Consider the following 22068-nt stretch of genomic DNA (forward strand, 5'->3'; position numbering starts at 1 on the left):
CAAACAGCGTATGGCCCGGCCGCATGGGCGTGTGTGCGGACTGGTGGCGAACGCGGACACCCCTTGACCCCTTGCGCGGTGCGCCTGTGCGGCGCTCGCGTTGGCGCGCCCGGCGCGCGGCGCAATGCCGGCACCCTGGCCGGCGTGGAGATCTGACGATGTGCGGCATTCACGGCATCTACCGCTTTGACGGGCAGCGGGTTGAGCCTGCGACCATTTCCGCCATGGGCCGCGTCACGCAGCATCGCGGCCCGGATGACGAAGGCTGGCATATCGAGCCGGCGCAGCAGCGCTGCGCCATAGGCATGCGCCGCCTTTCCATCATCGACCTGGCCGGCGGGCACCAGCCCATCAGCAATGCCGACGACACGACGTGGATCGTGTGCAACGGCGAGGTCTACAACTTTCGCGAGCTGCGCGCCGAGCTGCAGCAGCGCGGCGTGCGGTTCAAGACCGGTTCGGACACCGAGGTGATGCTGCACCTCTACGACCAGTTGGGTGACGAGTTCGTGCACCGGCTGGACGGGATGTTCAACTTCGCGCTGTGGGATGCGCGGCGGCGGCGCTTGCTCATCGGCCGGGACCACCTGGGCGTGAAGCCGCTGTACGTGCATCACACGCGCGAGCGGCTGGCCTTTGCCACCGAGGCCAAGGCCCTGCTGGCGCTGCCTGACGTCACGCCGCAGCTCAATCGGGAGGCGTTGGCCGATTACCTGCACCTGGGCTACGTGGCGGCGCCGCACTCCATGTTCCGCGGCATTGCCAAGCTGCCGCCGGCCACGATGCTCTCGATCGAGGACGGGCAGGTCAAGCAGTGGCGCTACTGGCGGCTGCCCTCGCGCCAGGACCACACGCTCAGCGCCTCGCAATGGGTGGAGCGCACGCGCGCGGCGCTGGATGCGGCGGTGCACCGCCAGATGGTGTCGGACGTGCCCATCGGCGCGTTTCTCTCCGGCGGCGTGGATTCCAGCGCGGTGGTGGGCTTCATGGCCAAGCACTCCGAGGCGCCCATACGCACCTATGCCATCGGCTTTGACGGCGGCGAGGCCGAACAGCTCTACAACGAGCTGCCCTACGCGCGGCAGGTGTCGCAGTTGTTCAAGACCGAGCACCACGAGATCGTGGTCAAGCCGGATGTCGTGGGCCTGCTGCCGCGGCTGCTGTGGCACATGGACGAGCCGGTGGCGGACTCGGCCTTCGTGACCACTTACCTGGTGTCGGAGTTTGCTCGGCGCGACGTCACCGTGATTCTTTCCGGCGTGGGCGGCGACGAGCTTTTCGGCGGCTACCGGCGCTACTTGGGCGAGCACTACGCGGCCAAGTTCGGCCGCCTGCCGAGCTGGGCGCGCGATCTCATGGTGCGCGCCTCGCAGGGCCTGCCGGTGGACAGGCACTCGCAGCTGCTCAACAAGCTCAGGCTGGCGCGGGGCTTCCTGGAGTCCGCATCGCTGTCGCCGGACGAGCGCTACCGCCGCTACCTGCAGGTGCTTGGGCAGGACCACGTGGCCGAGCTGCTCAAGGGGGCGGCGGCGCCCACCGACGCGCTGGCCGCCGCCTTTGCCTCGGCCGGTGATGGTGACGCGCTCAACCGCATGTTCGCCGTGGATGCCGAGACCCAGCTGCCTGACGACCTGCTGATGCTGACCGACAAGATGAGCATGGCCGTGTCGCTGGAGTGCCGCGTGCCGCTGCTGGACAAGGCCCTCGTGGAGATGGCCGCCTCCATCCCGCAGCAGCACAAGGTGCCGGGCACGCAGCTCAAGCACCTGATGAAGCAGGCGCTCTCCGACATGCTGCCGCGCGAGATTCTCTATCGCGCCAAGCGCGGCTTTGGCACGCCCATGGGTGCGTGGCTCAAGCACGAGCTGGCGCCGGTGCTGGCGCGGCTGCTCGGCGCCGACGTGGTGCGCGCGCGCGGCCTGTTCGAGCCGCGCGTGGTCTCTCGCCTGGTCGCCGACCACCAGGCCAACCGCATGGACGGCACCGATGTCCTGATCTCGCTGATGAACCTGGAGATATGGAGCCGCATCTACCTGGACCGCCGCTCCCACGAGGACGTGACGGCCGAGCTCAAGAGCTTCCTGGCCCGATGAAGATTCTTTACGTCTGCCACCGCTTCCCGTTTCCGCCCAAGCGCGGCGGCAAGATCCGGCCCTTCAACATGATCAGGCACCTCTCGCAGCGGCACGAGGTGACGGTGTGTTCGCTGGCGCGCACGCCGCAGGAGGCCGAGGAGGGGCGTGGCATCGCGCCGCACTGCGCGCGCTTCGAGATGGGCCTGGTGTCCAACCCCGTGCAGTCGCTGCGCATGGTGGCCAGGCTGCCCACGCTGGAGCCTTCGTCCATGGGCTTCTTCTATTCCCCGGAGCTGGACCGCAAGGTGCGCGCGCTGCTGGCGCAGGAGCGCTTCGACCTCATCTTCGTGCATTGCTCCTCGGTGGCGCAGTACGTGAGCCACGTGCGCGGCATTCCCAAGATCCTGGACTTCGGCGACATGGACTCGCAGAAGTGGCTGGAGTATGTGAGCTTCAAGCCTTTCCCGCTGAACCTGGGCTACCGGCTCGAAGGCAGCAAGATGTTCCGCGAGGAAAAGCGCCTGGCGCGGCAGTTCGACCTGTGCACCGCCACCACGCGCGCCGAGTGGCAGACGCTGGAGTCCTACGGCACGGGCGTGGCCACCGACTGGTTCCCCAACGGCGTGGATGCGCAGTACTTTTGCCCGGACGGGCAGGGCTATGACGCCGACACCATCAGCTTCATCGGCCGCATGGACTACTACCCCAACCAGGAGGCGATGCTGCGCTTTTGCGGCGACACCTGGGGGCTGCTGCGCCAGCGCCGGCCGGGGATGAAGCTGGTGATCGTGGGGGCCGATCCGTCGCCCGCGATACGCAAGCTGGCCGAGCTGCCCGGGGTCACCGTCACGGGCTCGGTGGCTGACGTGCGGCCGCACGTGCTGCGCTCGGCCGCGATGGTGGCGCCGCTCAACATTGCGCGCGGCACGCAGAACAAGATTCTCGAAGCCATGGCCATGGGGGTTCCCGTGGTCTCCAGCCGCATTGCCGCCGGGGGCGTGGATGCGGTGGCCGGTGAGCACCTGCTGGTGGCCGACACCCCGCAGGAGTACGCCGATGCGGTGCTGCGCATCGTTCAGGACCCGGCCGAGCGCTCACGGCTGGCGGCAGCCGGGCGTGAGCGCATGCTGAGCAACCATGCCTGGCCGCAGTCCATGCAGCGGCTGGACGCCATCATCGACCGCTGTGTCGGCCGCTGGCGTGCCGCTTCCAGCGGGTTGCCTGTCGCGTCGTGATCCACTTGGCGGGAGTAGGTGCATGACCCAACGTTCCAGGCTGCGCGCACTGTTGTTTTGCCTGCTGGTGGTGGCGGCTGCGGCGTTGTCGCTGCTGCCCCATTTCAAGGACTCGGCGGAGCTCGTGCGCATGCGCAATGCGCTGCTGATGGACTTTGTGGACACGCCGAGCTTCGACTGGAAGCCGCAGGCCACGCCGGCCGATTTCGTGCTGGAGCGGGCTGCGCCGTCGCCGCAGTTCAGCGCCCGCGTGCAGGCGCTGGGCCTGGAGCGGCTTCCCGGCGACTGGGAGCGTGCGGTGGCCATAGGCCGCCACCTCCTGCAGAACCGGGCCAACCAGGCCACCATGGGCCAGGCCATCCAATCCGATCTTGAGCAGACCTACGCTCTCATTCTTGGCGAGGGCAAAGGCTACTGCGCGGATTTCTCGGACGTCTTCGACGCCATGGCGCTGGCGGCGGGGCTGAAGGTGCGCACTTGGGCGTTCTCGTTCGAAGGCTTTGGCGGCCGCGGCCACATCTTCAACGAAGTGTGGGACGAGCGCCGCGGGCGCTGGCTCATGATCGATGTGGCCAACAACTTCTTTCCGTTGGACGAAGCGGGCCAGCCGATGTCCGGCCTTGAGTTTCGCGAGCGTGTGCGCCTTGGCGCGGACGATACTGCGACGCGGCCCGTGGAGCCCAGGGCGCTGCAGGGCTTTGCCGATCCTGCCGCCGCAGCCCGCTATTACCGCCGCGGCCTGCACCAGTGGTACATGTGGTGGGGCAACGCGGTCTACACCTACGACGATGCGCTGCTGGTACACCTGCTGGGCCCGCTGTCGCGTTCGCTGGAGCAGCTCGGGGCCATTGCGCAGGGCGTGCATCCGCGCATTCGCGTTTTGGCGGAGCCCGACAACCGGGGCATGGTTGAAAAGATGCGGGCGTTGCGTGTGCATCTTTTGGCGGTGCTGGGCGTGAGCGTGGCTGCGTGCCTGGCTGCCGCCGTGCTGGGGCTGGGCTATGTTCGCGCGGCCAGGACCGCGGCGCGGCGACGCTGATCCGGCATGCGGGACCTCATCCTTGCCTCCATCGTGCTGGTCATGCTGGTGGGCTCGCTGCGGCAAGTTTGGATAGGTGTGCTGTTGTGGACCTGGCTGGGCGTTGGCGTTCCGCACAAGCTGACTTATGGCTTTGCCCAGAGCGCCCCGTTTGCCGCCATGGCCGCGGGCGCAACCATTGTGGGATTGTTCGTCAGCCGCACGCCGGTGAGGATGCCGCGGTCGCTGCCCGTCAAGGTTTTGTGGGCGTTCGTGATCTGGACGTGGATCACCACGCAAATGGCGATCCATGGGGCCGAATCGTCGGAGATGGGCAGCCAGGTCACCAAGGTCCTGCTGATGTCGATCGTGGGCATGTGCGTGCTGCACTCCGAGCGCCACATCCGGTATTTCGTGTGGGTGGATGCCGGCTCCATTGGCTTTTACGGCTTCAAGAGCGGCATCTACGCCCTGGCCACCGGCGGCGGCGGCACCATGGTGGGGCCTGGCGGCTTCATGATGGACAACAACCTGCTGGGACTGTCGATGATCATGACGGTCCCGCTGCTGTTCTATCTTTACAGCACCTCGCCGCATCTCTGGACGCGGCGCATCATGCGCGTGGTCATCTTGCTGACCGTAATCGCCGTGCTGGGCACCTATTCCCGAGGCGCCTTCCTGTCGCTCACGGGCATGCTGTGCGTCCTGTGGTGGCGAGCCAAGGGGCGGCGGCTGAAGATTGCCGTCATCGTGCTGTGCGTGGCGGTTGCCTTGATTCCGGCGATTCCGGAAAAGTGGACAAACCGCATGAACACCGTGAAGTCCTATGACCAGGACCAGTCGGCGATGACGCGCGTTCACCAGTGGATCACCGCCATCAACATTGCCAACCATCGCATCACCGGGGCCGGGTTTCAGGCCTACACGCAGCATGTCCAGGATTTGTACGCGCCGGTCGTGGAGAACGCGGTGGCCGACACCCACCACGTCTACGTTGCGCACAGCATCTATTTTCAGGTGCTGGGCCAGCATGGGTGGATTGGCCTGTTCCTGTGGATCTCGACATGGCTGACCACGTTGCACCTGGCGGCCAAGGTCAGGCGCCAGATAGCCAAGCTCCCGCACCTGAAGAACGCGTATGACCTGCTTGGGCTGTGCCAGGTCGCCCTCATCGGCTTCTTCATGGGCGGCGCTTTCCTCAGCTTCGCCTATGCCGACCTGCAGTACAACCTGCTGGTGATCGTGGTGACCACGGCGCGCTGGGTCCAGCAGAACCTGGCGCCGCCCGCGTCCGCGGCCAAGGCGGCCCCTGGAGCCGTGCAGCGCAATGTGCCTGCGCGCCCGGCGCCCGCGCTGGGTTTGGGAGCTGGCCGGTGAGCTGGGCCAAGTGGGGTGGCGGGAGCGCGGCGTCTGCGAATCCGCTGTCGCTGCTGATCTTTCACCGCGTGCTGCCGCATCCCGATCCGCTCAATCCCTACGAGCCCGATGCGGCGCATTTTGACCAGATGCTGCGCTGGCTTCGCGGCTACACCGTGCTGCCGCTGGAGCAGGCGATCCGCCGGCTGCGCGAGGGCAGCTTGCCTGCGGGTGCGCTGTCCATCACGTTCGACGACGGTTACGCGGACAACCATGACGTGGCGCTGCCCATACTGCGCCGCCATGGCATGAGCGCCACCTTTTTCATCTCCTCGGCCTACCTGGACGGCGGCCGGATGTGGTCCGACACCCTGGTTGAGGCCGTGCGCCGCTGCAGCGCCGACGTGCTGGACCTGGACGACTTGCTGCTGGGCCGGCACCGGCTGGATTCGCCGGCTGCCCGCAGGCATGCGGCGAGGCTGCTGCTCACGAGGCTGAAGTACATGGAGCCCGGGGCGCGTGACCGCTGCGCCCAGCAGGTGGCGCGTGCCGCGCGCGCGCGCCTGCCTGACGACCTCATGCTCAGCCGCGCGCAGTTGCGCGCCATGCACGGCGCGGGCATGACCATAGGCAGCCATACGCGCACGCATCCCATTTTGACGACCGTGCCTGACGACGTGGCGCGTGACGAGATCGTGGCCAGCCGCGACGACCTTGAAGCGGTGATCGATGCGCCCGTGACCTTGTTCGCCTATCCCAACGGCCGTCCACGCACCGACTACCACCCTCGCCACTGCGAGATGGTGCGCCGCGCCGGCTACAGCGCCGCGCTCACGACGGCCAGTGGCGTGTCGCGCACCGGGGCCGACCTGTACCAACTGCCGCGCTTCACGCCCTGGGACCGCACGGCGCTGCGTTTCAGGCTGCGCATGCTGCTCAACAAGCGCCAGCCGACGGAGGTGGCACTGTGACGATGATTTTTCGCAACCACCGGCTGGCGGGCATGGCGCGCCGCGCTGCGTGCCGGCTGGCATGGGCCGTGGCCGGCCTCGTGGCCGGCACAGCGCCGGCGCTTGCTGACGAGCACAAGGCGGAGCCGCTGGCCGTGCTCAGCGACAGCGCCGGGGGCGTCACGTGCGACTACTACGTCTCCATCGCGAAACTGCGCTGGGAGCGCACGGGAGGCGACTGGAGCGACGCTGCCGGCCAAGCCTATGGCGACAAGCCGTTTTCCAGCATGGAGCTGCGGCGCAGCACGGGGGCCGTGGCGATTGCGCTGGACCTCACGACCCTGGCGGAGAAATGGCGGCAGGGCAGTGCGGCGCCCGGTGCCGTGATGCTGCGTGCGCTTGGGGGGAGCAGCGGCATTGCCGACATCGCCAGCCGCGAATCCGAGCAGGTGCTGCAGCGCCCGGCCTTGCTGGTGACGTGGGACGACGGTCGCCGCGAGCTGCTGGACCCGGTGGCCGACACCTACACCGCGTGTCCCGCCCTCAGCAGCTTGGGCAGCCAGCCCATGGTGCGCGCGGGTGGCCCCAACGTGGCGCTGCTGTCCTTTCCGGTGCCCCATCGGCCGGGGCACAAGCCTGCCGGCGTCTCGCTTCGCCTGTCCATGCAGCGCGTGTGGGGGCCCATGGTGCTGGGTGCCTTCGCGGTGCGCACGCCGGCCATGGCGCCGGTGCCGGTGAGCAAAGGGCTGGCCGACCGCGTGCGCGGCGACGTGGGCCTGGAGCAGCAGGCCGACGTGCTGTTCGTGGAGCGTTTCGAGCGCAACGACTGGTCCACGGGCTGGCGTACCGGCGAGCGCGTGCAGACCTTCGGCCTGGTAGGCAGCGATGCCGGCTTCGAGCCGCTGCAGCGCAATGCCCTGAAGGTGACGGTGGAGCAGGGCAAGTTCGCGGGCATAGACCTGCAGCGGCCGCTCAAGGCGCTGGCCGGGGGGGTGGAGCCCGACGAGCTCTACCTGCGCTACTACCTTCGCCTGGGCGGCGACTGGGACCCGTCGGACGTGGGCAAGCTGCCTGGCTTGGCGGGCACCTATGGGCGCGGCGGCTGGGGCGGCCGCACCGCCGACGGCTTCAACGGCTGGTCCGCCCGCGGCGGGTTCTATTCCCACGCCAGCGAGGACACCGTGGTGGCGCAGCGCAGGGGCGTGGGCCTCTACCTGTACCACATCGACTCCCGGCAAGGCGGCTATGGCGAGCTCCAGGGCTGGAACGCCGGGCCCACCGGGCTGCTGGAGAAAAACCGCTGGTACTGCATCGAGCAGTACGTGCGGCTCAACAAGCCCGGCGAGCACGACGGCGCGGTGCGCGGCTGGGTGGATGGGCAACTGGCCTTCGAGCGCTCCAACCTGCTGTTTCGCATGACCCCGGAGCTGCACATCGAGACGGTGTGGGTGGACGTGTACCACGGCGGCAAGACGCCCGCGCCGCAGCGGCTGACGCTGTACCTGGACAACCTCGTCGTGGCGCGGCGCTACATCGGCCCCATGAAACCGTGATGCAGCCGGCAGCCGGCGCGCTCCGCTCCTTCTGATTCCGCCATGCTTTTCAACTCGCTGATTTTCCTGCTTGCCTTCGCGCCCGTGACCTTTGGCGTGTTCTTCGCGCTGGGCCGAGCCAATGCGGGTGCGCGCGCCATCACGCTGTGGCTGGCGCTGACGTCGCTGGTGTTCTACGCCTGGTGGCTGCCCAAGCACACGCTCGTTTTGCTGGCATCCATTGTGCTGAACTACCTGGTTGGGCGCTGGATCGTGCACGCGGGAGCGCCCAAGAGCCTGCCGGCGCGGCGCGTGCTGGCGCTGGCGGTCATTTCCAACCTGGCGGCGCTGGGCTACTACAAGTACGCGGGCTTCTTCGTTGCCACCGCCACCACGCTGCTTGGGCAGGAGTGGCAGGTGCCGGCCATCGTGCTGCCGCTGGGCATCTCGTTCTTCACCTTCACGCAACTGGCCTACCTGGTGGACACCTACCAGGGCAAGGTGAAGGAGTCGGACTTCCTGCGCTACCTGCTGTTCGTCACCTATTTTCCGCACCTCGTGGCCGGCCCCGTGATCCACCACAAGGACGTCATGCCGCAGTTCGAGCGCGCGGACGTGGGCCGCTGGTGCAGCGCCAACGTGGCTGCCGGCGCCGCGTTCTTCATGCTTGGGCTGTTCAAGAAGGTGTTCATCGCCGACAGCCTCGTGCCCTACGTGGGGCCGGTGTTCGACGGCGGCGCGGCGCCGCAGTTGCTGCACGCCTGGGGCGCCGCCCTGGCCTACAGTTTCCAGCTCTACTTCGATTTCTCGGGCTACTCCGACATGGCCATCGGCCTGTCGCTGGCGCTCAACGTGCGGCTGCCCTACAACTTCAACTCCCCGTACAAGGCGCTGTCGATCGCCGACTTCTGGAAGCGCTGGCACATCTCGCTGTCCACCTTCCTGCGCGACTACCTCTACATCCCGCTGGGCGGCAACCGCTGCGGCGGGGTGCGGCGCTACGCCAACCTGCTGCTGACCATGCTCATCGGCGGCATGTGGCATGGCGCGGGCTGGACCTTCATCGTCTGGGGCGGGCTGCACGGCAGCTACCTGGTCATCAACCATGCCTGGCAGCATGTGCGCGGGCAACGGAGCGCGGGTGCGGCCGAGCGCGCCGCGGCCTGGCTGCTGACCTTCGTGGCCGTGGTCGTGGCCTGGGTGTTCTTCCGCGCGCATGACTTCGCCAGCGCGTGGAGCGTGATTGCCGGCATGGCCGGCCTGCATGGGGTGGGCGGTTTCACGCTCAACCTGGCTGATGCCCAAACGCTGGACTACCTGGCGCTGTTCGGCGCCCTGGCGGTGCTGTTGCCGGCGGTGGCGGCTTTGCCCAACTCGCAGCAGCTCGTGGCGCGCTGGCTGGTGCAGGAACCCGCGCCGCGCGCGGCCGGCGTGGGCGGCAGCGGCGCGCTGGCCTGGCGCAGCCCGCCGCTGTGGGTGGCCATCGCCTGGGGCGTCGTGGCCGCGGTGGGCCTGATGCACGTGTCCCAGCCGACGCAGTTCCTCTACTTCAACTTCTGAGGGCCCGGGTCCATGCGACACCTCACCGCGCGGGCGTTCCTGCTCTGGTTCATGGGCGCCACCCTGGTGGTCCTGCTGGCGCTGGCGCTGCTGCCGCATGACGGCTACGTCCGCTACCAACTCGTGAGCCGGGAGAGCGTGCACTACCTGCGGCTCAAGTGGATCTACGAGCGCATCCACTTTGACGACACGCCCATAGACGTCGCCTTCATCGGCACCTCGCACACCCAAAGCGGCATAGACGACGCCCGGGTCGAGGCCGGGCTTCGCGAGCTGGGCGTGGCGCAGCGCGTGGTGAACTTCGCCGTGCCGCATTTGGGCCGCGACATGGAGTTCGTGGTGGCGCGCGAGCTGCTGGCCCACCGTCGCGTGCGCACCCTGGTGGTGGAGCTGCAGGAGGCCGAGGCGCGCGCGCCGCATCCGGGCTTCCAGCGCCTGGGCCTGCCGCTGGATTTCGTGCAGGCGCCGCTGCTGCTCAACACGGGCCTGTTCGAGAACCTGGTGCGGCTGCCGCTGCGCCAGGCCAAGTACGCGCTGGCCAGCGCCATGCCGGGCGCCTTTGGCGTGCAGCCGGGTTTCGACCCCGCCACTTACGAAGGGCCGCACTGGAACGACACCTACGTCGGCCATGGCTTCACCGAGCCGCGAACGCGCCGGATGGGCTGGGAGTTCCACCAGGCCGAGCTGATGCGGCTGCGCCGCGAAACCGACGGCAAGGAGGCCCTGGCCCGGCGCCTGGACGCGCTGCCGCTGGAGGCCAACCTGCTGTTCCGCTACAACGAGATCTACCTGCGCCGCATCGCCGAGCTGGCCCGCGCCAAGGGCACACAGGTCGTGTTCCTGTACCTGCCGGCGCCCGATGCCCGGCGGCTGCCACGCGTGGCGCGCTGGACGCAGGCCTATGGCCCGCTGCTGGACGCGCGCGAGCTGCTGCGCTCCTCCACCCTGTGGCAGAACGCCGACCATGTGAACGTCTACGGCGCGCACGCCGTGTCGGACTGGATGGCGGCCCAACTGGCCGGCCAGGGCGCAACGGCCGCCGCCGCACGCCAGGGGCCCTGAGCCCCAGCCGGGGCGAACCCGTGCGCGGCGGCCTTGCCGGGCCCGGCGGGCCTGCAGGGCGCGGAGCCCGTGCGGCGCGCTTCTTCAGTGCCCTGACTGCGCCGGCATGGCCGCGTTGGCGCGCTTGCCCAGCAGGCGGCGCAGCTCGTCGCGCAGCGGATGCGCCGAGAACCACACCATGGCCAGGAAGCCCAGGGCGCTGCCCGCTGCGCCCAAGGCCAGGGCCGCCACGGCCCGCTCCTCGATGCTGTCGAAGGTCAGGAACACCAAGGCCGGCGCCAGCGTCGCGCCCAAGGCCACCAGGGTGCTGCAGCGCAGCACCGCCAGCAGCTCGCCATAGCTGAACTGGATGACGTGGCGCGCGGCCCGCAGCCACGCCAGCGTTCCCAGGACGCTGGCGGCCAGCGACGCCATGGCCAGCTCGTGCATGCCCAGCCAGGCGCCCAGGGCGCTCAGGGCCACCACCGACACCGCGCTGGCCATGCCCGCGCGCAACACCTGCGTGGCCGCGCCCAGGCCCGTGAGCGCGGCCGCGCACATCACCACCGGCGCGCCGGCGGCCAGCGCGCCGGCCAGCCAGCTCACCAGCGGCGCCGAAGGCGCCCACTGCGCGCCGTACAGCAGCCGGATCACGGCCGGCGCCATGAACACCAGAAAGCCCGCGAAGGCCCAGCACAGCGCCGTGATGTGCGCCAGGCTCAGCAGGAAGGGGCCGCGCGTGTCCTGCGACTCGCGCGAGCGCTTGGCAAAGCCCGTGGTGGCCACGCTGGAGGCCACGTCGAACACCAGCCGCGTGAACAGCGTCATCAGCCCGTTGGCGCGCGAGTAGAAGCCCGCGGCCGTGAGGCTTTGCATCTGGCCCAGGAAGAATTCCGGCGAGCCCTTGGCCAGCGTCTCCGCCAGCGCCGAGGACGACACCCTGGCCCCGAAGGACAGCACCCGGCGCACCTCGCGCACGCCCGGCAGCCACGGGTGGCCGCGCGGGCGGAAGCACGTGGCCACCAGCGCGTTGGCCACCGTGGCGGCCAGGTTGCCCCAGGCCAGGCTGATGGCGCCAAGCCCGCGCCAGGCCAGCCAGATGGACACGGCGGCGTTGGTCACCGCGTAGGCGAACTGCATGAGCGCGATGGGCAGGAAGCGCATCTCGCGCATCAGCCACACGTGGGTTACGGAGCCGAAGGGCGTGATGAGGAAATTGCCCGCCAGGACGAACAGGATGTCGCGCACCCGCTCGTCCTTGTAGAGATGCCCGGCCGGCACGGCGATGCCCGCCACCACCAGCCCAAGCAGCACGCCCAGGCCGATCTGCACCGTCCACACCGCGCGCATGCGGTCCTCGGTGACGTGCTTTTCCTGCACCAGGTACTGGCCCGCGCCCATGCCGCGCATGATGGACATCACCGAGATCAGCACCATGGCCACCGAGAAGGCGCCGACCTCGTTGGGCGTGAGCAGCCGCGCCAGCACCATGGTGGCGCCGATGTTGACGACCAGGCTCGCGTACTTGTCGATGCTGGTGATGACGAGCGACTTGCGTATCGACATGGCGGCTAGGCGGAAGTGAGCGGCGCGTGGCCGTGCCGCACCCAGGCCAGGGTGCGCTGCAGCAGCCAGGCGCAGGCCGGCTCGCTGGAGAAGGTGTGGTCGGCGCCGGCGCAGTCCTCGCGCCGCACGCCCGGGCGCTGCAGCAGGCCGCGCCAGTGCGCGTCGGCCGCGGCGTGCTCCAGGAATTCGCGCCCCGTGAGGTCCTGGCCGGCGATGAGCAGCAGCACCTCGCCGTCGAAACCGCGCCAGGCCTGCGCCATGCGCTGCTGGTACGAGGCTGGTGCCGCGCCCCGGCCGTCACCGCGGGCGCTGCCGCCGCCGCTGCCGCTGCCGCGGCCCAGCGCGCCGCGCAGGTTGCCGGCCAGGTCGCCCAGCGCCGCCAGCCCAACGCCGCCGCGCAGCAGCTTGCGCCAGAACTCGCCCTGCAGCAGCCGCTGCAGGTAGTAATGCTTGACGTGGGCGCGCGCCAGGCTTTGCGCCGAGCGCACCCACGGGTTGAGCAGGCACAGCCCGCGCACGCGCGCGTCGCGCGTGGCGTGCAGGTAGAGCAGCGCGGCGCTGGCGCCGTCGCACAGGCCCCACAGCAGCACGCGGCGCAGCCCGGGGCACTGCGCCTGCAGCGCGTCCACGGCCGCGGCCACGTCGGGGGCCACGTGCTCGAAGCCGGGGAAGTCGCCCTCGCTGTCGCCCATGCCGCGCAGGTCGAAGCGCAGCGCCGCCACGCCTGCGCCGGCCAGCGCGCGCGCCAGGCGGACGAACACGCGGTGCGCGCCGGCCCGGTACTGCGGCCCGCCGGTGACGATGACCACGCCGGTGTCCACCGCTGCCGTCGCCGCGCCCGCCGGCACGGCCAGCACGCCGATGAGCTGCTGCCCCCGGCAATCGAAGGCCAGGGCGCGCTCCTCCCAGGCGGGCGCGGCGCCGGCCAGGCCTGCGCCCGCGCTCATGCCGCGGCTCCTTCGCGCACCACTGCCGTGGCGGCCAGCAGCGCCTGCGTGGCCTGCAGCAGCGCGGGGGCGGTCTCGGTTTCCGCGGTGGCCCAGAAGGCGGGGCCGGGCAGGCGGTGCGCGTCCACGCGCCAGCCCGCGGCGCGCCAGGCGGCCAGGGTGGGCTGTGCGCCAGGCGCGGGCTCGCCGGGTTCGGTGCCGCCCACTTCCAGCCAGGCCAGGTGGCCGGCGCGGGCGGGCGGCGGGGTGAGCTGCGCGGCTTCCAGGCCGCGGGCCAGGGCGCTGGAGAGCTCGTAGCCCGCGGCCTGCACCGCCTGGCCGGCCTCCAGTTGGGCGCGCAGCGACTTCATCAGCGCCGCGGCGTCGCCGCCGGCCAGCGCTTGCGCCAGGCGCAGCCGCAGGAACTGCTGCAGCACCGCGCGGCCGCTGGCCGGGGGCTGCCACAGCAGCAGGTTGCAGGGGTCTTGCTCCTCCAGGGCGCGCGCGGCCTCCACCGCCAGCAGCGCGCCGGCGCGCAGGCCCCACAGCCACAGCGGTGCGTTGCCGGCGCGCCCGCGCAGCCAGCGGCTGGCCCGCAGCGCATCGTCGCGCCAGGCGTCCCAGGTGGCGTCGCGGAAGTCGCCGGGGCTGTCGCCGCAGCCCAGCAGGTCGATCTGCAGCACCTCGCAGCCCGCGGCGGCCAGGGCGCGTGCCTGCAGCGAGGCCATGCGGCGGCTGCGGTTCATCTCCTCGGCCAGCGGGTGCAGGTACAGCACGCGGGCGCGCGGCGCGCCGCCGTGGGCGGGATGGTGCAGACAGAAGCGGCGGGCCCCGTCCAGGTCCAGGTACAGAGGCTGCGCTCTATCGCCGGCAGCGGGAGGCAAGGGAGGCAAGGGCAGGGCGAGGGCGCAGGGACAGCGGTTGAGAACAGGGCGGGCGGGGCGGGCGAAGCGGGCGGCGCAGGATCAGGCGTGAGCGCGCGGTGCGATGCGGGCGGCCACGAAGTCCGTGAGCGTGCCCACGGTGGCGAAGGTGGCGCCGTCGATGTCGTCGTCGTCCACTACGAGGCCGAAGCGATCCTCCAGCCCGCCCAACAGGGCGACCACGCCCATGGAGTCCAGCTCGGGCAGGGCGCCCAGCAGCGCGGTGTCGCGGTTGAAGCCCGCGGTGCGTCCGCCCAAGCCGAGCAGCTCATCGAGCAAGTCGAGCACTTGTTGTTCAGTGTCCATGCGGCAGGTCCTTAGCCCAGGAGCCGCGGCGTCCCGTCCGGGACGCGCAGCGGCGTGCAATGGAGTCGGCCGGGCCTGGGAGAGCCGCGTGGCGCGGCCTCCGGCCAGCGGGCCGGCGTGTCGTGCCGCGGCAACGGACTGCGGCACGCACGTTGCGAAGGCGCGATTCTGCATCAGCATGAGTACTTGAAATTCAGTCCCAGAATTGGATACTCAGGAGTTTTTCTCAAAATTCACCCGGCTCCCTTGATGAGGGCCAGCCCCTTTCGCCGCGGCCACGCCAAATCAACTCCAGGGCAAGCCCAGGTTTTGTGGCGGCAGGCGAAAACAAAATCCGGGCAGCCCGGAGGGCGGATCGAAGGCCGCTGTTTCCTGATTTTCCTGAATCCCAACGAACCTCTTTTCCCGGCGCCGCCTGCCTTGCCAAGCGTGCCGGCGAAGACCTCCCGCGCATGCCTGACGCCGTTTTGTTGCCTGACTTGATCACCCGCGCGGCGCAACGCTGCCCGCAGGCCGGCGCCCTGAGCCATGACGGCGGGCGGCTCAGCTACGCCGCGCTGCAGGCGCAGGTGCAGGGTTTGGCCGCGGGGCTGATGGCGCTTGGCCTCCAGCGTGCCGAGCGCGTGGGCATCTGGCTGGAAAAGCGCTTTGAAACCGTGGTGGCCAGTTTCGGCGCGCCCGCGGCCGGCGGGGTATTCGTCCCGCTCAATCCGCTGCTCAAGCCCGCGCAGGTCGGTTTCATATTGGCCGACTGCAACGTGCGCGTGCTGGTGACGTCGCCGCAGCGGCTGCCGCTGCTGCTGGCGGAGCTGCCGCGCTGCCCGGATTTGCGCCATGTCGTCCTCACCGGCGCCGCGCCGGCCGACGTGGCCTTGCCGGCTGGCCTCACGCTCACCGCCTGGGACGCGCTGCTGCAGGCGCCCGCGCGCGCCGGCCACCGCGCCGTGGACGCCGACATGGCCGCCATCCTCTACACCTCCGGCAGCACCGGGCGGCCCAAGGGCGTGGTGCTGTCGCACCGCAACCTGGTTGCCGGCGCCGCCAGCGTGGCGAGCTACCTGGAAAACACCGCCGACGACACGCTGCTGGCGGCGCTGCCGCTGTCCTTCGACGCCGGCTTCAGCCAGCTCACCACCGCCTTCCATGCCGGCGCGCGCGTGGTGCTGCTGAACTGGCTGCTGCCGCGCGACGTGCTCAAGGCCCTGGAGCGCGAGCGCGTCACCGGGCTCACCGCCGTGCCGCCGCTCTACATCCAGCTCGCCGCGCTCCACTGGCCCGCCGCCATCGGCGAGCACCTGCGCTACTTCGCCAACACCGGCGGGCGCATGCCGCGCCAGACGCTGGCCCTGCTGCGCCAGCGCGTGCCCACCGCCAGGCCTTTCCTGATGTACGGCCTCACCGAGGCCTTCCGTTCCACCTACCTGCCGCCGGAGGAAGTGGACCGCCGCCCCGACTCCATAGGCCGCGCCATCCCCAACGCCGAGATCCTGGTGCTGCGCGAGGACGGCAGCGAGTGCGGCGCCGACGAGCCCGGCGAGCTGGTGCACCGCGGCGCCCTGGTCGGCCTGGGCTACTGGAACGACCCCGACAAGACGGCCGAGCGCTACCGCCCGCTGCCCGCCGGCGTGGGCGGGCGCGAAGCGGGGCTGCCGCTGCCGGAGATCGCCGTGTTCTCCGGCGACACCGTACGCCGCGACGCCGAAGGCTTCCTGTACTTCGTGGGCCGGCGCGACGAGATGATCAAGACCTCCGGCTACCGCGTGAGCCCGACGGAGGTGGAGGAGGTGCTCTACGCCACGCGCCGCGTGGGCGAGTGCGCCGCCTTCGGCGTGGAGCACCCCGTGCTGGGCCAGGCCATACGCGTGGTGGCCACCGCGCCGGAAGGCAGCGGCGAGCTCGACGTCGCCGCGCTGCTGGCCGAGTGCCGCGTGCGCATGCCCGGCTACATGGTCCCGGCGGGCGTGGACGTGGTGCCCGCGCCGCTGCCGCGCAATCCCAACGGGAAAATCGACCGCAAGGCGCTGGCCGCCGCCTGGGCGCAACGCCAGGGCGATGATCGGGGCGACGTCCAGGGCGGCTGAGGCCGCCGCGCCCGCCCGCTGGCCACGCCGTCCCTCCCGTCCCGCTCACACCGTCCGCACCGTCCGCCCCGCAGTACCCGCGGCCTCCGTTCACCGCCTTGCCCGCCTCTTGCCCATGAGCACCCCTCCCGTTCACGCCCCCATGTCGCAGTTCGCCGTGCGCGAGGGCGAGCTGCTGGTCAACGGCTGGCCGCTGCGCCGCCTGGCCGAGCGCGTGGGCCGCACGCCCTTCTATGCCTACGACCGCGGCCTGCTGGGTGCGCGCGTGGCCGAGCTGCGCGCGGCGCTGCCCGCGGCCGTGAAGCTGCACTACGCCATGAAGGCCAACCCCATGCCGGCGCTGGTCGCCTTCATGGCGCAACGGGTGGACGGCGTGGACGTGGCCTCGGCCGGCGAGCTGCGCGTGGCGCTGGACGCGGGGGCCGATCCGCGCGAGATCAGCTTCGCGGGCCCGGGCAAGGGCGAGGCGGAGCTGCGCCAGGCCGTGGCCGCGGGCGTGCTGGTCAACGTCGAGTCCGAGCGCGAGCTGCCGCTGCTGGCCGGCACCGCGCAGTCGCTGGGCCTGCCCGCGCGCGTGGCGCTGCGCGTCAATCCGGACTTCGAGCTGAAGGGGTCGGGCATGCGCATGGGCGGCGGCGCCAAGCCGTTCGGCATCGACGCCGAGCGCTTGCCCGCCGTGCTGCGCGGCCTGCAGCGCGAGGGCCTGGCCTTCGAAGGCTTTCATCTCTTCGCCGGTTCGCAAAACCTCAAGGCCGAGGCGATCTGCGAGGCGCAGCGCCTGTCCTACGCGCTGGCGCTGCGGCTGGCCGAGCACGCGCCGTCGCCGGTGCGGGTGCTCAACCTGGGCGGCGGCTTCGGCATCCCGTACTTCCCCGGCGAGCAGCGGCTGGACCTGGCGCCCATCGGCGACAACCTGCGGCAGCTCGTCGAGCGCGCGGCGCGCGAGCTGCCGCAGGCGGTGCTGGTGCTGGAGCTGGGCCGCTACCTGGTGGGCGAGGCGGGCGTCTACGTGGCGCGGGTGCTGGAGCGCAAGGTCTCGCGCGGCCAGGCCTTCCTCATCACCGATGGGGGCCTGCACCACCACCTCTCGGCGTCGGGCAATTTCGGCCAGGTGCTGCGCAAGAACTATCCGGTGGCCCTAGGCACGCGCATGGGCGAGGCGGCCGTTGAAAACGCCTCGGTGGTTGGGCCGCTGTGCACGCCGCTGGACCTGCTGGCCGAGCGCATGGCGCTGCCTGCGGCACAGGCGGGCGACCTGGTGGTGGTGTTCCAGTCCGGCGCGTATGGCGCCAGCGCCAGCCCCCAGGGGTTCCTGAGCCATCCGGGGTGCGTGGAAGTGCTGGTGTGAGGGCGGGAGCGGTGGCGTGTTGCCGTCCAGGGAGGGTGGCTCTGCTGCGCCGGCCCTGTGCCCAGGGCGCTTCGCACCCTCATCCGTCATGCCCGCGAAAGCGGGCATCCACGCCGGCCGGGGTGCTGGCGCGCCGACGTCGGCCCAGGACGATGCCGCTTGAAGGCCACACCCCGGTGTTCGTGGATGCCCGCTTTCGCGGGCATGACGGTGTAGGGGGCGAAGTGCCTGCGCTGGCGGGATGCCGGCGCCAAGCAAGCCGCGCGGCCCATCCGCCTGCGGCCTCGGCCCGCAACCTCACGCGCCCAACGGCAGGTGTTAGACGGTCTAACACCGTGCTCGCGGGGTGCGGCACCGTGCCGGCCGCCGCATGACTGGCGACTCGCCTGGAGCCGCCTTGCCTGACGCCTTGACCCCTGGCCGCCCGGCCGTGAACGCGGCCGGCGCGCCGGGGCGTGGCCGCGCCGCCATCGCCGCCGTGCTGGCCGCCGGCGCCGCCGCGGCCGGCCTCTTCATGGCCGCCCACCACCCTTTGGGCGGCGCGGCGGCCTGTGCGCTGTTCCTGTCCTGGGCGCTGCTGAATTTCCTGGCCCCCGCCGCCTGGCTCACCCTGCTGCCGGCGCTGCTGCCCGTGGCCAGCCTGGCGCCCTGGACCGGCTGGGTGGCGCTGGACGAATTCGACCTGCTGCTGCTGGCCACCGCGGCCGGCGTGCACGCGCACCGCGCCCGCGAGGCCGCGCGCGGCAGTGCCGTGGCCGTGCCGCCCATGCCCCGCGCGGCGCGCGTGCTGGCGGTGGTGCTGGCCTTGAGCGGCGCGGTGGCGCTCGTGCGCGGCTGGCTGGATGCCGGCGGCATGCCGGGCTGGTTCGACGCCTACCTGCAGCCCCTGAACGTCTGGCGCGGCGTCAAGGCGCTGTGCTGGTCGCTGCTGCTGCTGCCCGCGCTGCACGAGGCGCTGCAGGCCGCGCCGCGGCGGGCGCTGCACCGGCTGCGCAAGGGCATGCTCATCGGCGCGGCGCTGTTCGTGGCGGCCGTGCTGTGGGAGCGCGCGCTGTATGCCGGGCTGCTGCAGTTCAACGCCAGCTACCGCACCACGGCGCTGTTCTGGGAGATGCACGTGGGCGGCGCGGCCATAGACGCCTATGCCGCCATGGCCATGCCCTTCACGCTGTGGGCGCTGTGGCGCAAGCGCGAGCCGCTGCCCTGGGTGGCTGCGGGGCTGCTGGCGGCCGGCATGCTCTACGCCGCGCTCACCACCTTCTCCCGCGGCGTCTACGGCGCCGTGACGCTGCCCATGCTGCTGCCCTTGGTCTGGTGGGTGCTGTGGCGCTGGCGGCACGGGACGCTGCGCGGCCTGCTGCAGGCCGCGCCACTGACCTTGGGCGCCGCGCTGGCGCTGTTGTGGGCGGTGGAGGCGCTGGAGGTGCAGGGCCTGGCGCTGCTCATGGGCCTGTGGGTGCTGATGGCGCTGCTGGTGTGGCGGCTCACCAGCGTGGGCTGGCGCGCCGCCGCGGGCGTGACGCTGGCCGTGGCGCTGCTGGCCGAAGTGGCCGCGGTGCTGGGCGGGGGCGGCTTCATGCGCGAGCGCTTCAACGCCTCGGCCATGGACTTGCAGGCGCGCCTGGCGCACTGGGGCCGCGGCCTGTCGCTGCCGCAAGGCGGCGGGGACTGGCTGCTGGGCTTGGGCGCGGGCCGGCTGCCGGCGCACTACGTGGCGGCACCCGGGCATCCGCGCTTTTCCGGTGCGATACGCCTGGAGCCGGGTGGCGTGCGCCTGGACGGCCGCGGCCCGGGCGCGCACCCGCGCAGCCACTACGGCCTCACGCAGCGCGTGGCGCCGCACCCGGGCCCGCACCGCGTGCAGTTGCGGCTGTCCGCCGACGCGTGGCCGGCGCGGGTGTCGCTCAAGGTGTGCGACGCCTGGCTGCTCTACGACACCCGCTGCCAGTACGCGCAGGTCAATGTGCTCGGCCCCATGGACGGCCGCCGCACGCTGGACGTACCGCTGCACGGCCTGCCGCTGGAAGCCGGCGGCCTGCCGCGCGCCCACGTGCTGACCGTGGGCGCCGTGCGCGGCTCGGTGCGGGTGGAGGAGATCCGCCTGTACGCCGGCGGCGAGCAGCTGCTGAGCAACGGCGACTTCAAGGACGGCCTGGCGCGCTGGTGGCCCACGGCGCAGGACTACTACCTGCCCTGGCACATCGACAACCTGTACTTGGAGCTGCTGCTGGAGCGCGGGGCGCTTGGGCTGGCGTCCTTCCTGGCGCTGGTGGTTGCGGCGCTGTGGCGGCTGGCGCGCCTTGGGCACGGCGGCGACGAGGCCTTGGGCGAGGCCGCCGTCTTCCTGGCTGCTGCGCTGTGTGGGGCGTTGCTGGTGGGCCTGTTCGTCAGCGTGATGGACATGCCGCGCGCGGCCTGGCTGCTGTGGCTGCTGCCGTGGGTGGCGCTGCTGCTGCCGCGGGCCTTGCCGGGCGGCCGCGCGGCGCCGCTCTAGCCGCGCGGGACGGCGCCCCCGCCGTGCGCGTGGCGGCTGGGGCCCGGCGGTGGCATGCGCGGCTCGCGCCTATCGTCCGGAATGCCCTTGCCCCCTTCGCGTGGAGCACGCGAGAGCGCTGCCACCGCACCCAGCAGCAGGCCCAGCACGCCGCCCACCCAGAACGCCACCAACAACCACCAAACCGAAACCATCGCGTCCATCCCCTTCGTATCCCCGTTGTCCCGGTGCACGCGCAGCAGGCGCCAGGTTGCGGCCCGCGGCGTGCGTTGGGCGCATGTTCCAGGGCTTGGCAAAACAACGTGGTTACCGGTTGTGGCAACGGGGCGGCGGGTGAGGGGAGGAGGCGCCATGCCCGCGAAAGCGCATTGCCGTCCGGAGGAAGCCGGGGAGGGCTTCGCATTCCGTCGGCCCAGGCGCTTGGCCTCCTGCTGCGTCATGCCCGCGAAAGCGGGCATCCACGAACACACGAGGTGTGGCCTTAGAACGGCATCGCCCAGGGCCAGCGTTGGTGCGCCGGCATCCCGGCCAGCGTGGATGCCCGCTTTCGCAGGCATGACGGATGAGGGTGCGAAACGCCTGGGCTCACGGGACACCAACGGCGGCCGGTTTCCCCGGACAGCACTGCGCTGTCGCGGCCATGACGGATGAGAGTGCGAAGCGCCGTAGCCAACCCGGCCACGCGCCGTGCCATGGCCCGCGGGCCTCAGGGCCTGGCCGGTGCCTGGGTGTCCGTCTTGTTCCACAGCAGCCGCGTCTTCACCCACGCGTGGCGCAGCAGCAGCCCCGGGGGCATGCGCAGCCAGTGCGCGCGCAGGTACAGCAGCGCCAGCGCCACGCCCGTGAAGGGCAGCCGCGTGCGCGGGTGCGGGCAGCGCAGGGCGCGTGACCACAGGGCGTCCATCAGCGCCTGCAGGGCCACGCCCGGCGCGGCCTGGGCGGCGGCTTGCAGCGCGTCGGCAGGCACGGGCGTGCCCAGCAGGCCGTGCGCGGCGCGCAGGCCGTAATGCAGCTCGCGCGCCAGCGCCAGCTCCCGCGCGCGCGCCGCCAGCGCCGGCCAGAAGGCCGCGTCGGCGCCGAAGCGGCGCAGCAGCGCGTCGAGGTCCGAGAGGTCGCGCAGCCCGTGGCTGAACTCCTCGTTGCGCAGCAGGTGCGTCATGGCGTGCAGCACCATGTCGGCCGGGGCCAGCACGCGCACGCCCTCCAGCGCCGAGGGGCAGGCCGCGGCCAGCAGCAGCGCGGTGTCGGGGTGCTGGCGCGCGGTGCGCGGCAGCAGGGCGTGGTGCACGTCCACCACCGTGAAGCGGCGCTGGTGCGTCATGGGCGGCAGCTCGTGCATCCACTGTCGGTAGTAGTGCTGGTCGTAGGCGCTGAGGCCGGGGTCCATGCGCCAGCCGTGCAGCGTGAGCTGCCGCTCCACGTCGCCCACGCGCGCGTGCGGCACCAGGATGTCGGTGTCCGAGAACAGCCGACCCTGCGCCGCCGGCAGCCCCGCGGCCACGTAGGCCGCGCCCTTGAGCAGCACGGGCTGCAGCCCAAGCGGCGCCAGCGCGCGCCGCAGGTGCGCGGCCTCGCGCCGTATCTCCTCGTGCTGCGCGTGGGCCACCAGCAGCGCGGCGTCCAGGTGCGCGCGCGGGGCGGCGGGCACGGCCTGCAG

Annotated in this window: 17 protein-coding genes; 11 read left to right on the forward strand and 6 right to left on the reverse strand. The window is 71.3% G+C overall.

Annotated features, from left to right (window positions below; genetic code table 11):
• Positions 1-158 precede the first annotated feature (158 nt).
• From asnB to SM757_RS22800, 8 genes are read left to right on the forward strand one after another with little or no spacing between them, the layout of a single operon-like run.
• Positions 159-2093, forward strand: coding sequence for an asparagine synthase (glutamine-hydrolyzing) (gene asnB, locus SM757_RS22765; RefSeq protein WP_322467152.1), 1935 nt, complete (start codon positions 159-161; stop codon positions 2091-2093).
• Positions 2090-3310: a TIGR03087 family PEP-CTERM/XrtA system glycosyltransferase gene (locus SM757_RS22770; protein WP_066341994.1), complete on the forward strand. Its 1221-nt coding sequence runs from the start codon at positions 2090-2092 to the stop codon at positions 3308-3310. Before asnB ends, SM757_RS22770 begins: the two co-directional genes overlap by 4 nt.
• A 22-nt stretch (positions 3311-3332) precedes the next feature.
• Positions 3333-4349, forward strand: a complete 1017-nt coding sequence (locus SM757_RS22775) for a transglutaminase domain-containing protein (protein ID WP_322467153.1) — start codon at positions 3333-3335, stop codon at positions 4347-4349.
• Positions 4350-4355: 6 nt separating this feature from the next.
• Positions 4356-5705, forward strand: a complete 1350-nt coding sequence (locus tag SM757_RS22780; protein ID WP_322467154.1) for a putative O-glycosylation ligase, exosortase A system-associated — start codon at positions 4356-4358, stop codon at positions 5703-5705.
• Positions 5702-6655: a polysaccharide deacetylase family protein gene (locus tag SM757_RS22785; RefSeq protein WP_322467155.1), complete on the forward strand. Its 954-nt coding sequence runs from the start codon at positions 5702-5704 to the stop codon at positions 6653-6655. The genes SM757_RS22780 and SM757_RS22785 overlap by 4 nt, the downstream gene beginning before the upstream one ends.
• Positions 6656-6657: 2 nt before the next feature.
• On the forward strand, positions 6658-8187 hold the full coding sequence (locus SM757_RS22790; protein ID WP_407655793.1) for a polysaccharide lyase: 1530 nt from the start codon (positions 6658-6660) through the stop codon (positions 8185-8187).
• A gap of 42 nt (positions 8188-8229) precedes the next feature.
• A complete protein-coding gene (locus tag SM757_RS22795) occupies positions 8230-9726 on the forward strand; it encodes an MBOAT family O-acyltransferase (protein WP_066341989.1) in 1497 nt (498 codons plus the stop codon).
• A 12-nt stretch (positions 9727-9738) separates the two neighbouring features.
• Positions 9739-10788 (forward strand): hypothetical protein, encoded by a 1050-nt coding sequence (locus SM757_RS22800; protein WP_322467157.1) that lies wholly within the window; start codon positions 9739-9741, stop codon positions 10786-10788.
• A gap of 84 nt (positions 10789-10872) precedes the next feature.
• Here SM757_RS22800 and SM757_RS22805 read toward each other — a convergent pair whose 3' ends face one another.
• The 4 genes from SM757_RS22805 to SM757_RS22820 all read right to left on the reverse strand — a co-directional run bounded on the left by SM757_RS22805 (position 10873) and on the right by SM757_RS22820 (position 14488).
• On the reverse strand, positions 10873-12333 hold the full coding sequence (locus SM757_RS22805) for an oligosaccharide flippase family protein (protein WP_322467158.1): 1461 nt from the start codon (positions 12331-12333) through the stop codon (positions 10873-10875).
• Positions 12334-12338: 5 nt separating this feature from the next.
• Complete coding sequence (locus SM757_RS22810; RefSeq protein ID WP_322467159.1) at positions 12339-13280, reverse strand: hydrolase 1, exosortase A system-associated; 942 nt, start codon at positions 13278-13280, stop codon at positions 12339-12341.
• Positions 13277-14143 (reverse strand): hydrolase 2, exosortase A system-associated, encoded by an 867-nt coding sequence (locus SM757_RS22815; protein ID WP_322467160.1) that lies wholly within the window; start codon positions 14141-14143, stop codon positions 13277-13279. Before SM757_RS22815 ends, SM757_RS22810 begins: the two co-directional genes overlap by 4 nt.
• Positions 14144-14224: 81 nt before the next feature.
• Positions 14225-14488 (reverse strand): acyl carrier protein, encoded by a 264-nt coding sequence (locus tag SM757_RS22820; RefSeq protein ID WP_066341985.1) that lies wholly within the window; start codon positions 14486-14488, stop codon positions 14225-14227.
• A gap of 452 nt (positions 14489-14940) precedes the next feature.
• On the opposite strand from SM757_RS22820, the gene SM757_RS22825 reads away from it, so the two are divergent.
• From SM757_RS22825 to SM757_RS22835, 3 genes are all read left to right on the forward strand, one after another.
• A complete protein-coding gene (locus SM757_RS22825) occupies positions 14941-16569 on the forward strand; it encodes an acyl-CoA ligase (AMP-forming), exosortase A system-associated (RefSeq protein WP_322467161.1) in 1629 nt (542 codons plus the stop codon).
• A 115-nt stretch (positions 16570-16684) separates the two neighbouring features.
• Complete coding sequence (locus SM757_RS22830; protein WP_322467162.1) at positions 16685-17917, forward strand: pyridoxal-dependent decarboxylase, exosortase A system-associated; 1233 nt, start codon at positions 16685-16687, stop codon at positions 17915-17917.
• A gap of 397 nt (positions 17918-18314) precedes the next feature.
• The gene (locus SM757_RS22835) at positions 18315-20411 is read left to right on the forward strand and encodes a hypothetical protein (RefSeq protein ID WP_322467163.1); all 2097 of its coding nucleotides are present in this window, start codon (positions 18315-18317) and stop codon (positions 20409-20411) included.
• On the opposite strand, the gene SM757_RS22840 is transcribed toward SM757_RS22835, so the two are convergent.
• Together SM757_RS22840 and SM757_RS22845 are read right to left on the reverse strand one after the other, a co-directional pair.
• Positions 20408-20614, reverse strand: coding sequence for a hypothetical protein (locus SM757_RS22840; protein WP_066335752.1), 207 nt, complete (start codon positions 20612-20614; stop codon positions 20408-20410). The two genes, SM757_RS22835 and SM757_RS22840, sit on opposite strands and share 4 nt — an antisense overlap.
• 503 nt (positions 20615-21117) lie before the next feature.
• Positions 21118-22068, reverse strand: a 951-nt coding sequence (locus tag SM757_RS22845; protein ID WP_322467164.1) for a nucleotidyltransferase family protein, incomplete at its 5' end; no start/stop codon positions are given.

The sequence above is a fragment of the Azohydromonas lata genome, from assembly GCF_034427735.1.
Taxonomy (GTDB): Bacteria; Pseudomonadota; Gammaproteobacteria; order Burkholderiales; family Burkholderiaceae_C; genus Azohydromonas; species Azohydromonas lata.